The sequence below is a fragment of the Pseudoalteromonas piscicida genome, from assembly GCF_002744175.1.
GTDB lineage: Bacteria > Pseudomonadota > Gammaproteobacteria > Enterobacterales > Alteromonadaceae > Pseudoalteromonas > Pseudoalteromonas piscicida_B.
Window position 1 is genome coordinate 1 of record NZ_NKHF01000012.1, and the last position, 16,154, is coordinate 16,154.

Annotated in this window: 9 protein-coding genes; 5 read left to right on the forward strand and 4 right to left on the reverse strand. The window is 43.9% G+C overall.

Annotation, left to right across the window (positions count from 1 at the left end; all coding sequences use genetic code 11):
- Positions 1–67 precede the first annotated feature (67 nt).
- From CEX98_RS03075 to CEX98_RS03090, 4 genes are all read left to right on the forward strand, one after another.
- Positions 68–7,126 (forward strand): non-ribosomal peptide synthetase, encoded by a 7,059-nt coding sequence (locus CEX98_RS03075; RefSeq protein ID WP_206780893.1) that lies wholly within the window; start codon positions 68–70, stop codon positions 7,124–7,126.
- A 127-nt stretch (positions 7,127–7,253) separates the two neighbouring features.
- Positions 7,254–8,492 carry an NAD(P)/FAD-dependent oxidoreductase gene (locus CEX98_RS03080; protein ID WP_099640665.1) on the forward strand — a complete coding sequence of 413 codons (1,239 nt, stop codon included), beginning with the start codon at positions 7,254–7,256 and terminating at the stop codon, positions 8,490–8,492.
- A 191-nt stretch (positions 8,493–8,683) separates the two neighbouring features.
- The gene (locus CEX98_RS03085) at positions 8,684–9,736 is read left to right on the forward strand and encodes a hypothetical protein (RefSeq protein ID WP_099640666.1); all 1,053 of its coding nucleotides are present in this window, start codon (positions 8,684–8,686) and stop codon (positions 9,734–9,736) included.
- A gap of 72 nt (positions 9,737–9,808) precedes the next feature.
- The gene (locus CEX98_RS03090) at positions 9,809–10,876 is read left to right on the forward strand and encodes a hypothetical protein (protein ID WP_099640667.1); all 1,068 of its coding nucleotides are present in this window, start codon (positions 9,809–9,811) and stop codon (positions 10,874–10,876) included.
- A gap of 122 nt (positions 10,877–10,998) precedes the next feature.
- On the opposite strand, the gene CEX98_RS03095 is transcribed toward CEX98_RS03090, so the two are convergent.
- Positions 10,999–12,261, reverse strand: coding sequence for an MDR family MFS transporter (locus tag CEX98_RS03095; protein WP_242441603.1), 1,263 nt, complete (start codon positions 12,259–12,261; stop codon positions 10,999–11,001).
- Between the two features lie 433 nt (positions 12,262–12,694).
- The gene (locus tag CEX98_RS23420; protein ID WP_277948908.1) at positions 12,695–12,820 is read right to left on the reverse strand and encodes a hypothetical protein; all 126 of its coding nucleotides are present in this window, start codon (positions 12,818–12,820) and stop codon (positions 12,695–12,697) included.
- 181 nt (positions 12,821–13,001) lie between these two features.
- On the opposite strand from CEX98_RS23420, the gene CEX98_RS03105 reads away from it, so the two are divergent.
- Positions 13,002–13,748 (forward strand): substrate-binding periplasmic protein, encoded by a 747-nt coding sequence (locus tag CEX98_RS03105; protein ID WP_099640669.1) that lies wholly within the window; start codon positions 13,002–13,004, stop codon positions 13,746–13,748.
- Positions 13,749–14,042: 294 nt separating this feature from the next.
- Here CEX98_RS03105 and CEX98_RS03110 read toward each other — a convergent pair whose 3' ends face one another.
- Together CEX98_RS03110 and CEX98_RS03115 are read right to left on the reverse strand one after the other, a co-directional pair.
- Complete coding sequence (locus CEX98_RS03110) at positions 14,043–14,552, reverse strand: hypothetical protein (RefSeq protein WP_099640670.1); 510 nt, start codon at positions 14,550–14,552, stop codon at positions 14,043–14,045.
- Positions 14,553–14,555: 3 nt separating this feature from the next.
- Positions 14,556–16,154: polymorphic toxin-type HINT domain-containing protein (locus tag CEX98_RS03115; protein WP_277948909.1), on the reverse strand; the 1,599-nt coding region annotated here is incomplete at its 5' end.

Consider the following 16,154-nt stretch of genomic DNA (forward strand, 5'->3'; position numbering starts at 1 on the left):
TGACCCCGCCCATAGCAAGCTGTACAAAACCGGTGATCTTGCCCGTTTCCTAGACAACGGCGACTTGGTGTACCTCGGTCGCAACGATGAGCAGGTGAAAATTCGTGGTTATCGTGTCGAACTAGGCGAGATTGCCGCTGCTATTGTCGACCAGCAAGGCGTACAAAACGCGGTAGTGATTGATGTGCCTGCACCGCAAGGCAAAGCGCTGGCCGCTTATCTTGTCGCAGAGCCTAACCTTGAAATTACCGAATTAAAGCTCGCCCTAAGTGCTGCTTTACCTGAGTATATGGTGCCCAGCCACTTTACCCTAATTGAACATATTCCACTCACAGGTAACGGTAAGCTTGACCGCAAGGCTCTGCCTACGCCAGAACTTCAAGCCGACAACCTTTATGTGGCACCACGTAATGACTTAGAGACTCAGCTTTGTGAGATTTGGCAGCAGGTGCTCGGCCTTGAGCAAGTGGGGATTGAGGATAACTTCTTCCAAATCGGCGGTGACTCAATTGTCAGTATTCAGCTGGTTTCACGCTTAAGAGAAGCTGGGTTAACGGTACAAGTTAAAGAGATATTTTCCGCCCCAACTCCGGCGCGGCTGGCAAAACTTATCCATGCTAATGGCGACAAGCAGGTTACGATAAAAACCGAACAAGGCCAGCTTGAAGGCGAGTTCGATCTGCTGCCTATCCAGCAGTGGTTCTTCGCGAATCAGTTTGCTAATCCCGCACACTTTGTCCAAACTTTTGCCACTGTAATGCCAAGCACAATCAGTGATGAGCGGTTAGTCGAACTCTTGTCCGCACTGGCTGAGCAACATGATGTGCTACGCCTTGTTTTCAATCAGAAGACGGCGCACATCACTCAGCAGTACCAACCAAATAATACCATGGCGCCTTTGGTTAGGCTCGATGCAGATACACTCAGTGAAGATGAGCTTGCCAAGCAGTTAACCCGTTTGCAGTCACAGTTTGTGCTAAATTCAGGCCCGTTATGGCAGCCAATTCGCGTCAAACGCCAAAGCCAAGATGTATTGGTGCTGGCCTTTCACCACCTGATCATTGATTTTGTCTCTTGGCGGATCCTAATTGAGGATTTAAATAGCCTATATCAAGGCAAAGAGTTGGCGCAAAAAACCTCAAGCTATCGTCAATGGGTTGAGACCTTAGCCCAATATGCAAATGTTCAAGTCGAACAAATTAATTACTGGCAGGAAGTACTTGATACTTGCCAAACGCACTTAACAGCGAAGAACACACCGACAAACCAAGTGATTAAACTTGACTCTGCATTTACACAAACTCTGCTGTTTGATGCTAATCAAGGCTACCACACAGAGCCTCGAGACCTTGTCGTCGCCGCGCTTTCACTAACTCTCGCCCATATCACTGGCTGCAATGATCAGGTTATTGCACTTGAAGGGCACGGTCGTGAACACATCGCCGAAGATATAGATCATTCACGTACCGTGGGCTGGTTTACCTCATTATATCCACTGGCACTTCATGCGGGTTCTAGTCTCGAAAGTGCTATTGTTAATGCCAAAGAGCAGCTTCGTAATTTGCCAGATAACGGCGTTGGTTTTGGCCAGTTTTATTTTGCCAAACAGGTAACCGGAACTTTACCTAATGTTGCGTTTAACTATTTAGGACAAATTGGCGGCACCAAGACCCAGCAACCTAATGGCGACTTTTACCTGACCGAGGCCATTACAGGTCAACAAGTCGCAAGCGAAAATAACGGCCATTACGTTCTTGATATCAACGCGGCTATTATTCATGGTCAGCTTGTATTAAATTGCACCACAGCGTTGTCTGAAACTGAATTCACCCTATTCCAAAGTCAGTTCACCGCCAGTCTAAAAGCGGTGCTCGACACAGCATTACATACCAAATCACAAGGCGCCAAACAAACGCCAAGCGACTATAACCTAACGGGGATCAGCTTCGCTCACTTAGATGCATTGCGTACACGCTATGACCTAGCTGCGGTTTATCCAGCAACAAACTTGCAGCAAGGCTTTATCTTCCACCAGCTAAACAATCCAGAAGATACCGCCTACCGCGTGCAATCTCAGATGCAATATTTCGATAAAATTGACCCTGCACTTTACTTACGAGCGTGGCAATTAACCTCGCTGCAATATCCGGCTCTGCGCTGCGCATTTGATGTTGAAGAAACCATGCTGCAACTTATCGTGGACCACACCTGTGTTGATGAAGATAACTTTAGCGTGATTGACATCAGCCAATACACTGAAGCAGAACAACAAGCACACCTAGAAAAACTCGCGAAGCAGGTGTTACATCAGCCCTTTAACTTTGCCAGACCCGGGTTATTGAAGCTACAGTTAATCAAGCGTGGTGAAGCCCATTATCAGCTGATAAAAACTGAGCATCACAGTATTTGTGATGGCTGGAGTGGCCCACTGGTTATGCAGACCGTTCATCAATATTATACGCAATTATTGCAAGGTATAGAGCCTGTATTACAAGTCGATAATGCTTATTTGGATGCCCACGCCTACCTAAGAGATAATCAAGCTGCCACACACGCATTTTGGCAATATCATACCGCTGATTTATCACAGGCAAACGATCTTAACACCTTGTTTAGTCACTCGACGGATTTAGAAACGCTCCGTCATAATCATGACCCTCAGGCGTCAAATTTTACACTATCAAGCGAGACGTTAGGTAAGTTGCAGCAAGTATGTCAGCGACATTCTGTTACGCTTAATGCTGCGGTCCAATTTGCTTGGCACAAGCTTATTCAGATATACACCCGTGATGAGTTTACTCTTGTTGGTACAACTATCGCAGGCCGTGACTTACCCATTGACGGCATAGAGCAAAGTGTTGGGGCTTACATCAACACCCTGCCGCTTTACCTTGATTGGCCCGCAGATGGCACCATTGCACAGCAGCTTGAGAAGATCCAAACTGCCATTTTGGACTTAAACAGCCATGCCAATGTCTCACTTGCCTCACTACAACAAGCTGGCACCCGTTTGTTCCAAAGCATTGTAGTGTTCGAAAACTACCCCAGCCTTGAAAACGAACAAGCTCAGGCGCAACAAGCTCGTTGGCAGTTTGACGCCGCACCAGAGCAAGTGGAATATCCTTTAGCACTGGTGGCGAAAGAACAGGGCGACCTGCAATTTGAACTGATGTACGACGGCAGCTTGCTCAGCTCTGAGCGCATCACGCAAATACAGGCTCAGTTACAGCTTATCCTTGAGCAAGTGGCTGACGAAATTCATCTGCCACATAGCCATATCGAAATAGCCAGCGAAGCACAAAAGGCTTGTATTCTTAACCAGTGGAATCAATCCGAACGTGCTCCATGCGGGTTTAATAACTTTAACCATCTATTTGCCGAGAAACTAGCTGAGTTTGGCGATAAAACCGCACTGGTTTCTGAGGGTGAAGAAATCCTCACTTATAAGTCACTCGATCACAAAGCCAGTCAGCTTGCACAGCAAATACTCGAGTTAAAAGCCCAGGTTTACGGTGCCCAATACCAAGGAGACTTCCCTGTATTGTTGATGCACGAAAAACGTTGGGATTCCATTGTCGCGATCCTTGCTATTGTAAAAGCCGGTGGCGGATATGTACCCGTATCACCAGAGTTCCCTGACTCAAGAATTGAGTATATCGCTAATGATTGTGCAGCCAAGATCATGTTGACACAATCAGGACTCAAAGAAAGAGTTGCTGCGACTAACCTCTCCTCCCTTAAGCAGATCCTCACGGATGTAACAATCGATGGACCCGGTCTTGCGCAAGCGGTGCCTGTGAGCAAATCGGATCTGGCTTATATTATTTATACCTCAGGTACAACGGGTAATCCAAAGGGAGTAGAAATAAGTCATGAGGCACTGCTGAATTATGCAAGTGATGACCATTTTATTGACCACTCCACCATCAATAATATGCTAAGCACATCTAGCATTACCTTTGACGCTTTCATCTTTGATTGTTTCGTTACGCTCAGTCATGGCGCCACTCTACACATAATTGATAAACACCTTCAGTTAGATCCAGAGCGACTGAGCAAGTACTGTCAATCTCACAACATTGACACCAGTTTCTTTACCACAGCGCTGTTCAACCGTTTGGCAAGTGAGGATTTCTTCTTACACGCTGGATTGAAACAAATTAACTTTGGCGGCGAAGCGGTCGACTTAGCTATGGTGGAACGGGTCAAACAGCAGGCACCTGAACTTAGCCTCTACCACGCTTACGGCCCGACAGAAACAACCGTTTATGCTACTAGCTGCTTACTCAATCAGGTGAAGCATGGCGCCCCGATTGGCAGCGCCACGGCCAATAAAGCGCTATACGTTTTATCACCAGCAGGTAAGCTATTACCGCCTGGAGTCGCTGGTGAGTTGTATGTGGGCGGTGCCGGAATGGCCAGACGCTATTTGAATCGCCCAGACTTAACGGAACATGCCTTCTTGATAAATCCGTTTGCATCTAGCAACCATATAGAAGCGGGTTGGAACAAGATGTACAAAACCGGAGATCTGGTGAAATGGCGTGATGATGGGTTACTAGAGTATGTTGGCCGCAATGACTTTCAGGTTAAAATCCGTGGTTACCGCATCGAGCTAGGTGAAATTGAAGCGGCTATCAAACAGCACGCAGAGATCCAAACCGCAGTAGTTAAAGTCAATGAGCAAGACGGTGTGAAACGCATTGTTGCATACCTTGTAACCAGCAATACTCAAGCGCTGGATGAGCGTCAGTTGACGCTCTCACTGAGTGACGCGTTACCTAGCTATATGCTGCCCAGTGCCTATGTGCAACTAGAAACTTTGCCTGTGACTGTGAATGGTAAAATTGATGCTCGCGCCTTACCCGAGCCAGACTTTAGTCAAGCACAAACACAGCGTTTGCCAAATAGCGAACTTGAGCAACACGTTGCAAAAGTATGGTGTGCGGTACTTGGTATTAAACAAGTTGGGTTAGACGACAACTTCTTCCACATTGGTGGCGACTCAATCATGAGTATTCAATTGATGTCGGCTCTTAAACGTGCAGGTTATGCCTTGTCTACCAAAGACATCTTTACTCATCCCACGCTTGAGGCGTTATGCCAGTTTTTAGCCACAAATGAGCAAGTAGAAATCGATGCGGAGCAAGGTGAGCTAAGCGGTGATATACGCTTGCTACCTATTCAGCAATGGTTCCTCGATTCACACTACCAGCATAAAGCTCACTTTAACCAATCGGTTATGCTCGCATTACCCAGCGACATTACACTCGATGCGCTAGAAAATGCCCTTGCTCAACTGCATTGTCACCATGACATATTGCGAGCGCAGTTTTCTCATGACGGTGCATGGCAATCTCAATATCAAAGTATAGGAAGCTGTCCCACACCAAAACTGATCCATTTAGATACTACAACACTTGATGAAAACCAAACCGCGCAAGCGCTGACGAATATACATGCCCGCTTTGAACTTGGTTCTGGGTCTTTGTGGCAACCTGTTTTGCTAAACAGCGAAACCTCAACATCTCGACTGACAATCATTGTCCATCACTTGATTATCGATGGTGTATCTTGGCGTATACTCGTTGAAGATCTAAGCCGCTTGCTTCAAGGTGGAGCGCTAGGAGATAAAACCAGTAGTTACCGTCAATGGTCCGAAGTTTTGGCGCAATATCCGTTTGAGCAACAAATTCCGTATTGGCAAAATGTGTTGCATAGCCAACAAACACTTGATGCTACATACCCACAGCAGCGCTTTACCCATAGCTTTAATAGCCAGTTTACTGAGCAGCTATTACGCCTTGCGCCTGCTGGGTTTAACACCGAAATCAATGACTTGTTAATGAGTGCCTTTACCAAAGCTTGGTGTAATAGCTTTGCCACCGATTACTGTCACCTGACACTGGAAGGTCACGGCCGCGAACACCTGCGCAACGAGATTGACACATCTAGAACGCTTGGCTGGTTTACCAGCATGTTCCCCGTCGCGTTAAAAAATGACGACGATTTGTCGACGCTCATCATTCGCAGTAAGGAAACGCTACGGGCTATTCCAGATAAAGGCCTTGGCTTTAGTGAATTGGTAAGGCGTGGTGAATTCTCTTTTAGTCAATTACCTAAAGTGAGCTTCAATTATTTGGGACAACTCGACAACAATAGCGATACCCAAAGCCATGGCATTAGTATGCTAAACGCAGACTCTGGAGAGGCAAGTAGCAAAGAAAACCAAGACGATATGGCACTGATGGTCAACGCTGAGGTTCGCCAAATGCAGTTGCAGCTTACCTTTGCCAGTCAATTAAGTGAAAGCCAAACGCAAAAGTTTATCACTGCGTTTGAAGCGGCGCTAATACAAGTTGTTGAGCATTCACTGGCGGCAAGCGAACAGGCAGGTCTAAAGACCCTCAGTGATATTGAGGTCGGTGCATTGGTTAATGATTCCGACGCGGCCATTGAGTGGTTTTTGTTTCCACCTGGAGGTGGTGGCGCTGAGAGTTATTTGCAGTCTATTGCACCTAAACTTTCTTCGCCTTGCTATTGCTTTAATAATATTTATGCTGCGCAGGACAAGCCAAAAGGCTCACTGGCCTACGAATATTATCAGTTCCAAACGCTAGCCCTTCAATACGTTATTCACCTTAAAAAGTTAAAGCCCAGTGGTCCGTATCGACTATTTGGCTGGAGCTTTGGTGCAACGCTTGCGCTTGAGGTGGCAAAGCTGCTTCAGCAAAGTGGCGATACCGTTGAACAGATTGTGTTTGTAGACCCTTGCTTTGATTATGCCAGAGTCAATGATGAAGTTTTTGCTCTACACCCACAATTATCTCAGCTAGAACCAGACAGAATTAATTACCATTACACCGCCGATCCTGAGTTCTGTTGCGACGCCAACATTACGCTGTTTAGTGCTGGATGTGAGGTGGAAATCATGCCATCAGATAGTCCTGAGCTGCAATTATCTAATCGCATAATCAACCTTTACCTAGATAAAAATCAGAATCTTATTGAGAAAGCCATGCAACCAAAGACAATCCAAACCTTTACCCTAAAGGGGTCGCACAATAGTTGGATCAAAACACCGGAAGACTTAATAAAAATGTCAGAAATTATGAACACTCTTTAACATTTTATTCGTTAATATAATGTTAAATTAAAACTCTAGGGTGAAGCATTAACAGGAAAAAACCTTTTCACCCTAGCGTTTATTAATTGCCACATTTTCTCACAATATATGATTAAGGAATTACACAATGGCTAAGGAAAATGTAGATGTACTTATCATCGGCGCTGGACCTGCAGGCACAATGACCGCAGCGAAGCTAATTAAAGCTGGATTAACGGTAAAAATCGTAGAACGTAGCCACTTTCCGCGCTATGTCATCGGTGAAAGTCTTCTACCACAAAGTATGCAGCATTTAGAAGATGCTGGATTTATGGAGGCGCTAGTCGCTCGTAATTACCAGAAAAAAATCGGTGCTAACTTTAAGCAAGATGATTTCCAAGAGTTTTTCGACTTTTCAAAAAATTACACCGATGGCTGGACTTGGACTTGGCAGGTGCCAAGGGATGACTTTGACAATGTACTGGCTGAAGAAGTACAAAAGATGGGAGCACCTATTGCGTTTGGCACTTCCGTGGTGGATGCCAATATGGACCTTGAGTCACCTATTGTTAAAGTGGTTGATGAAGCTGGGGTTCAGCAAGAGATCCAAGCAAGATTCGTGGTTGACTCAAGTGGCTACGGCCGCGTGTTAGCTAACTTACTGGACTTAAATGAGCCATCTTCTGCGCCAACTCGAGCCACATTGTTCGCTCAATTTAAACCGGCTGAAGGCATTGAAACTGGTGCTGAAAATAACAAAGTAACCATCTTAGTTCACGAAGAAGATGTATGGGTTTGGTTAATTCCTTTCTCTGATGGTCGCGTTTCCGTTGGCTTTGTTGGTAACCCAGACTATTTAGAAAGCGCAGAAGGCGATGCGAAAGCACGGTTTTTAACTTACCTTGCTCGCGATAAACATGCCTCTGCCATGCTAGAAGGCATGGAGCTGTGCATGGAACCTAAAGAGATCAAAGGATATTCAAAAGGCATTAAACAACTGTACGGCAAAAACTTTGTACTAACAGGTAATGCTAGCGAATTTATCGACCCTGTTTTCTCCGCTGGTGTAATGTTTGCAATTGAATCTGGAGCCCGAGCTGCTGACTTGATTGTCGAGCAACTTGAAGGCAAAGCTGCAAATTGGCAACAAGATTACGAACAGCATATGCTCGATGGTATTGCCGTAATGCGTACCTATATTGAAGGCTGGTATGACGGCCGCTTACGCCGTTTATTCTTCTCGGATAACAAGCCTGAAAAAATTAAGAGCCAAATCACTTCTGTGCTAGCAGGTTACGTATGGGACCAATCTAACCCCTTTGTAAACCGCAGTGAGAAAACCCTGAATTTGCTATCTGAGCTCCATAACAATCCAGAAATGGCGTAATTTTAGCTTTTTGACGTGGCGTGTGAGCTGTTCACACGCCAATTATGATAACTAACAAAGATGCGTTTCAGTAGTAGTGAAAGTAGTTGTGTAATGCTCACTGGTTATTCGGGTTACTAATTAACAACTTAGATAACCCAAGTGTGAGTTAAGCATAGATGTAGCACTTGGCGCTTTAAAGGACGATGACAATGAAAACTAACTTTGTATACTCTGCTGTCGCTGCAGCATTATTATCTGGCACTGCCATTGCAACACCGGCACAAGCTGCTGAATATAAAACAATTCTAATTCATGGCTTTCAGGCCGATCAGCTTAACCGCCCCAACAGCACCAATGTTGAGCTTGAAGGTGAACAGTATTGGTCTTCTTTTTGGATAAACCACGCTGATGAGCGCATTGACTGGCCCTCGTATGAGCGCCTAGAAGGTAAAATTGCCACTGACTACATTTGGCCAAAACTAAAAGCATTTGCTGAGAATGGCACTTGTAACCCAGGCTGCGTATTTGTTACTCACTCAACGGGCGATCTCGTTGCCCGTTATATTCTAGACAACCAAGCTACTTGGCTGCAAAACGCAGGACTTCAACCATTAAATATTGTTGCTACCTTTGACCTTGCAGGAGCTGGCGGCGGCAGTGAGTTGGCTGATACCGCGATTAGTGCAGCGACTTCAGGTGGAGTCATTGGCGAGTTAACACGTCAAGCGGTTGAAGCTTGGCTTGGTGGCATGCCTGAAGAGTTCGGCATTATGTGGGATCTCAAGGTCAATAATGCAAGACAAGTTGCTCAGTATCCTAGCGACAATGCACCGAGACTTCGTTTTATCGCTGACGCCAGCGATTATTATGGCTTGACTTCTGGTTTTTTACCAGGTAGTGATGACGGTGTTGTGTCTACTCACTCATCATGTGGCGCTTCGGCAAAAGGCGAATTTGGTAGTTGTAGTACCAGTGTTGCGATTAACGGTCAATTGGCTTCACAAGATGATGCTGTCACTAGCTTTATGCCTTATCACTATCCACTACTGATGAGCGCTGAATATAGCCACGGCAACCTTCCAGATGCAGGCTATGAAGGTAAAGTTACTGCAGCACGTACCCAATTTAATGCAGGCTACAAAACCATCAGCTACAATACCTATGAAGAAACAACAGGGAGCTGGTTTTGGAAGAAAACCTACCGCTATGTTCGTGAGTCTGACTCGCAAAGCTTTTCGCAGTTGATTTTAAACTCGCTGTAACCCCTTTTTGATTTCTATACCACCGAAGGAACTGGCTCGTACAGTTCCTTTTATGCTTAACTGAGTATTACTATGAAAAAGTTTTTGTTTATCAGTGCCCTACTTGTACTTATTTGCCTAGTAGCTGGGTATTTTGCGTTGCAACAACCCGCAGCACAATTCAATCAGCCATACAAGCAACCTGCCAGTAGTTCAGCAAAGCCGGTAAAATCAACCGCGCCAAAGCCGTCACAACAGCCAGAGGTGAAGTCAAAATCACTGATAGAATCTTTACCTTTAGCACAGGCAGCGGAGTCGGCAGCAGCACATTATGAACATAGTATCTCGATCCCTCCCTATTCTCAGCCACTCAACAAAAATGATGTTGATAGAATAGACCCAAATCATTTTTACGCCATAGAAATGCCACTCGAAGAAACGGATCAGCGCATTTCCCTCGCACTAAACCAGTATCGTTTTGTTCACCCAGCGACTATTGAAATAAGCCTTTCAGGAAGTTCGTTTTCAAGTGCAGTTGCCACTGTGTTAGACCCTACATCACAACAACCCTTAGCCAATGTGCGCCTCTCGAAACATGAAGAAATGTGGCAAGGCGCAATAGATGGCGAAACAGACTGGCCACAAGAGTTGAATGTTATCGTCAGAGCTAACCCTAAAAATGCAAAGCCGGTTGCATTAACCGCAAGCGCGCGCTACTACCAGCCAAGTGCAACCTTATTGGCCATCGCAAAACCATACCCAGAACAGGCTGATTTGATGATCCCACTACAACTCGAGGTAAAAAAAAGTGGTACTTATCGTATTCGAGCTAACTTATTTACCCCGGATGGCACGCCCGTAAGCCACCTAGTTGAAAAGCAAAAGCTCAGTGAAGGAAAACAAGTCTTTCATTTGAAAGCACATCAATCGGTGCTTGAACCGTTTTCGGCCAAGTCTGGCCCCTCTCAATTTACGCTTAAAACCTTTGTCATTGAAAAAATGTCACCTATGCCAGGAGAACTTGCTCAGTTTGGCGACAGCAAAATCTCAGAATATAAAATAATCGACTTTTATTTTGACGCATTAGACAAACGACCCTACCAGCCTAGTGCGGCTGAAAAACAACGTTTAGGATATTTGCAAAAAATGGCAGGTAAGTAAAAAGGCATGCAGTGACTAACCTGAGGTTTGGATTAGAAACGAGCTAATTCATTGTTTTTAAGATAACATTACTTGTCCGAAGCTCAGGTTCACTAATAGCCACCGCATGCCCTAGATTATTGTTAGGAAACTTCGGCTTCGAGTCGCACTCTTATCTGGGCAATTCGATAACAACCAAGCGCGGTGATTGACACCAATGTCATTACCACAAACAGCATCATCCCCGAGTGCAGATCCAAGATAAGCCCTCCTAAAATAGGCGCAACCGCATAACCCAATGAACACAGCCCGGCAGCCCCAAAATAACTGGCTTTTAAGTTGTCTGGCGCTAATCTATCAATATACACATTGATATTGGTAAACATGATGGCCTCACTCAAACTCAACACCATCATTGCAGCTATCCAACCCCAGACATTTTGTACATCATTTACAGCCATCATCAGTTGAGAAACCACCAAAATGATCCCACCGGCATACAATCTATGCTCAATGTGCCAGTGCCTCATCAGATGAAGTAAAGGAAACTGACAGATAATAATCACACTTGAGTTCGCAATAATAAGGCTGGAGATCAACCAAGCTAATTCTGGTACTTGTGCACGGGTAAGGTATTGAACCAAACTCGAGTCACACTGGGCATAAACTAAATATACTAAGGTAGTAGCGATAAGCACAGTTAAGAACACTTTATCTTTACGTAAGATACCAAGCCACTGTGAAAACCTTGGTACAGACTTTTCAGCAGACTGGGCAGCTAACACCTGCGCCTCACTTAACTTAGGTCGAAAATAAAGCAGCGCTAGTAACAGACCAACATAAGATATACCTGTATAAATAAAGCTAAACTGCTCGCCATTGAGTCCAGCCCACAAACCATAAAGCGGCCCTAACGCAGCCCCTACGTTTACTAAGAAGTAGAGAAGGTGTAGCGCAAGCTCTCGGTCTTTGGCATCGGCAAGTTCTTCAGTAAGTAATGCCTTACTTGGTGCATCCCATAGTGTTCTTGGCAAACAAGCTAGAAATACCGAAGTGGCAAATAACCACAACGACTCCGCTACCGCCAACAAAGAAAAAGAAACCACTCCCATGGTCACGGCGGTATAGAGCATTTTGGTGCGACCAAACCGGTCTGCCAAATTACCAGTATAAAACCCCAAGAATACCGCCACCGTTGCCGATAGCGTTAATAGCAACCCTACTTCAGTGGCACTTAAGCCATATTTTTCATACAATATAACCGCTAAAAATGGCCATACCATGTAATAGCTAGCACGGACAAAAAAGTTACCTATTAACATTACCCAGACTAGTGGTGTAAAGCGCTTTAGTCGTTCAGATGCAGAGTGTAGCTCCATAGTTTTTCCTTTGTTGTTATTATCCATTTACCTCCGACTTTAATTCCTAAACCTAAGTTTAGGTCAAGCCCTTAGAATCATTAGGCCCTGTTTATCTTCGGAGTTTGTTTTTGCAGAAAAGGTCAACAGACCCTTGTTTGAATACTAAAACTTTATGAAAGAAGCGTGACAACAGGTAAGAAAACGACTTCATCCATGAAGTCACAAAGGGAGATAAAAGTTATACTAAATGTATTAAGTAAATGCGCTATTTGAAGCACAGAGATAGCGTTAGTGGTTAGGCAAAAATTTTGCTATTTAGTTGTTCTAAATCTGTAATAGGAATACTCAGCACCAGAGGCAAAGCAACGGCAAGTGTGGCCTCTGAACGTTTTGGATTGCCGTATTCTCAATAGTTTGTGCTTAGCTCAAAATACATATAAGCCCCATCTTCAAAGCCATACTTCGCAAGGCTATAATGTCAGGGTCGATAGCCAAGTCTTAACCCCTTAATGTCTCCCTCACCCATCACATAATCTAGGGCAACTTCACTGCCATGTGAGTAAGTGGAAACCAACAACAAAAGTAAGAATATAACTAGGCGCATAACAACTCCTCAACTACTGAAGCCAGTTTACACCGATTTATAATTCTTAAAAGACACCAAAAAAACATATAAATGATGCTATTAAAGCACCAAAAACCAGAATTTCACTGTCACTGCTAATCTAAGCAAGTTAATAACAAATTATGCGTTATACTTCTAAAAACGATCTTGAGAATGTGGTATGCGGTATATAATTGGGAGCGTTATAGGGATATTTACTATATTCAATGTGTTAGCAAAAACACCAACTAAAATAGACATTTACACCGAACACTTTCCCCCCTATCAGGTTGAGCATAAAAATGGCATCATTGGCGGATTTGCCAGTGAGATCGTTCGGCTCATTATGTGGGAGGCTGAACTGAGCTATCAGATTTATATGTTACCTTGGGCCAGAGCAAAGTCCTTTGCTGCAAGGTCACCCTATGCTTTGCTTTATTCCATTGCCAGAACAGAGCAACGAGAAGCAAATCATGTGTGGATAGCGCCACTGTGTGAACTAAAGGTCGCCTTCTACAAACGTGCCAATATTACTCCTCAACAAGACTGGCAAATATGGAAGATTAAGCAGCACGTGGTTGCAGTTGCCGCTGATCAGCTCTCAGAAAGCTATTTACTCGAGCAAGGGTTCGTTGCCGACAAAAATATGGTTTCGGTTAGCAGTTTCAGCCGAGCCGGTGAACTACTGGAAAAAGGACGCATAGATTTTATTTTTGGTGCCGAAACCTTTGTTGATCGAATGGCCGCCAGAATGGGAGTCGCAGAACAGTGGAATAAAGTGCTAGAGATCCCCGAACTAAGCAAAACCCTCTATTTAACCGCTAACCCAAGCGCACCTGAAGAGTACATTACTAGGTTAAAAGCCGCAGCCAATCGCGTACTCGAAAAACGCCATATGGTTGAAGTCGGTTGTCAGGTAAGTAATTAGCCTGAGTATCGGATAATTAATGCCATTCTAGCAGCCAGTTATAGCGCTAACTGCGTTAAACTTGTTTGCAATAGGCTAAGGATCAACGCATTGGGCTTAGGCGTTTCACCTAAGCTGTTGTACCCAACGCCTTAATCCGATTTTACCAACATCCAAAGCATGGTTTTCCTCTTGGAGGGAGTAGACTTTTCGTGAGCGTGCAGAAGTCACACCAGCCTTGAAAACAAAATTCAAAGCCGCATAAACTAGAAAAAACGAAGCCCCGCTAGTGCGAGGCTTTGGATTCAAATTGTTTTATTTAAAATGGAAATAATCTATTCCTTGTACTAAATCCAAGATAAGGAAGGCTTCTCCATCATCCTCGTTTTCCTCATCCACCTTCTCTAAATGAATTACACCATCTTTTACATCCAAGATTTTACCTGAGTACTTAAACTCAGGTAAACCAAAATAGATGTCTACTTTCACAAACTCACTTTTTAAATCGTTCACCGCGTCTATTAAAGAGCGAATATTTGGTTTATAGACGGTACTGTTCTTGTTTTCATCATTTGATGAATCTATAAGTGAAGCGATCTTTTGTTCATATTGACCATTGGTTTCAACAACAATTACATCGTCAACTTTTCTGAGCTTCCCACCATCACGACAACCCTCACCATCGTAGCTGTCAATTAGTACTAATGAGTCGCTCAATTCCACTATATATCCAACTGAAAATGCATCTTGATCTTCCTTGTCAGCACAAACTGAAACCAAGTTTCCTAATTCTTTTTGTAAAGTAAGAATATTTTTTATACTCATTGGTTATTTCCTTTTATAAGGGCGTCTTTCATCACCTTTCTCACCACCTTTCTTGTCTTTTTTGTTTCTGCTACGTCCTTTTTCATGTTTACCTTTTGTACTAGGACGCTTCCCTTTGGTGTGCTCTTTATCACCTTTCTTTTTACTATCACCACTTTTGTTTTTTCTTTCCTGTTTACACTTATTATGAACCCACATATTTGTTGTACCAACAAAATATGTGTGGTCTGTATCAACAGTCATGTTATAAGCATATTGCGCATCATTCTTTATGACAATCTGTTCAATGTTAATAGAATTACCGTTTGCCCCAGATATTGAATAACCTTCGACAAGGTCGGAAGCTGGTAGCCAGCCAGATTTCTCAACATAAAATGGATGCTCAGCAGTAGTGACAATTGTTTCGACAGTTCCATTCTTATCCGCAACTGTTAACTCGATTGTTTGTTCGTGCCAGTCTCTAAACGTATCTGTTACTTCACGCCATTGTTCTCCACCAGTTTTATCGTCACTTTTGGCTAAAACCAAATCACCAACTTTAACTTCTACTATTGGTTTCAACCCTTCTTTAGTCAAAATCAGAGTATCAGGAGAAAAACTACAACCTCCTTTTTTGAACAGATTTTTCAAAAATCCGAGTAGTCCTTTCCCTCGTGTGACAACAATTCCTGCTCCTACTAGACCACCTGCGCCCTCAGCAAAATTCTCTTCACTATATTCTTCTGCTGTTATTTCTCCGTTAGCAAATCTTTCTACCCTTTGGTCTAAACGTTGATCCATACTAGTAGGGAATTTGCCATCAGGATCTGTGTATCTATATGGGTTATTATTGGCGTAAGCGTAACGATTAAATCCATGAACTGAATTTCCACGATAGATATGTTCTAAAGTAATTGCGGGATCATTCGAGTAGAAACGACCTATGACTGGATCATAGTATCGTGCCTGCATATAACTTAGACCAAGTTCTTTATCAAACTTGTGTCCCGTATAGCCTACATCGTCCTTTGCCTCCTCTAACGTTTCACCAAACGGACGATAGTGCTGGCGGCTATCTGCTTCTGATGTCGGTGTTACGTCTCCGTATTTGGCTATGAGCTTTTTGCCTAGGTATATATAGTTAACGCCTTCACCCGTTATGGTATTGCCCTTTTCTCGATACAGCAAAGTTCCATCTTGTGAGTATAAACTATAACTTGTGCCACTTTGCTCCACTTGTTTAACTCGGCGATTGTGTCCGTCATATAAATAAGTGTTATTTTTCGCAGAAGTAAGCTGGTTTGCTATGTTAAAGCTTAACTGATATGTACCATTGTTGGTGATATTGCCCCGCGTATCATACGCTAAGTTTGCATACTTACCATTGGTGCCTGCTCCCGTCACGCTAGATAGACGGTTTGTCTGTCTGTCATAGGTGTAGGTCAGGTTTCTATCTTTGCTTGTATATGATTCTATATTCCCTAAAGCATCGTACGCGATTGTACTGTTGCCAATAGCTGTACCGCCCTCTACCGAGGTCAACCTATGCAAACCATCGTAACTTAAGCTTAAATTATAATCAGGCTGTACCCAATCCAAAATAGAGGTGACATTACCCACGTT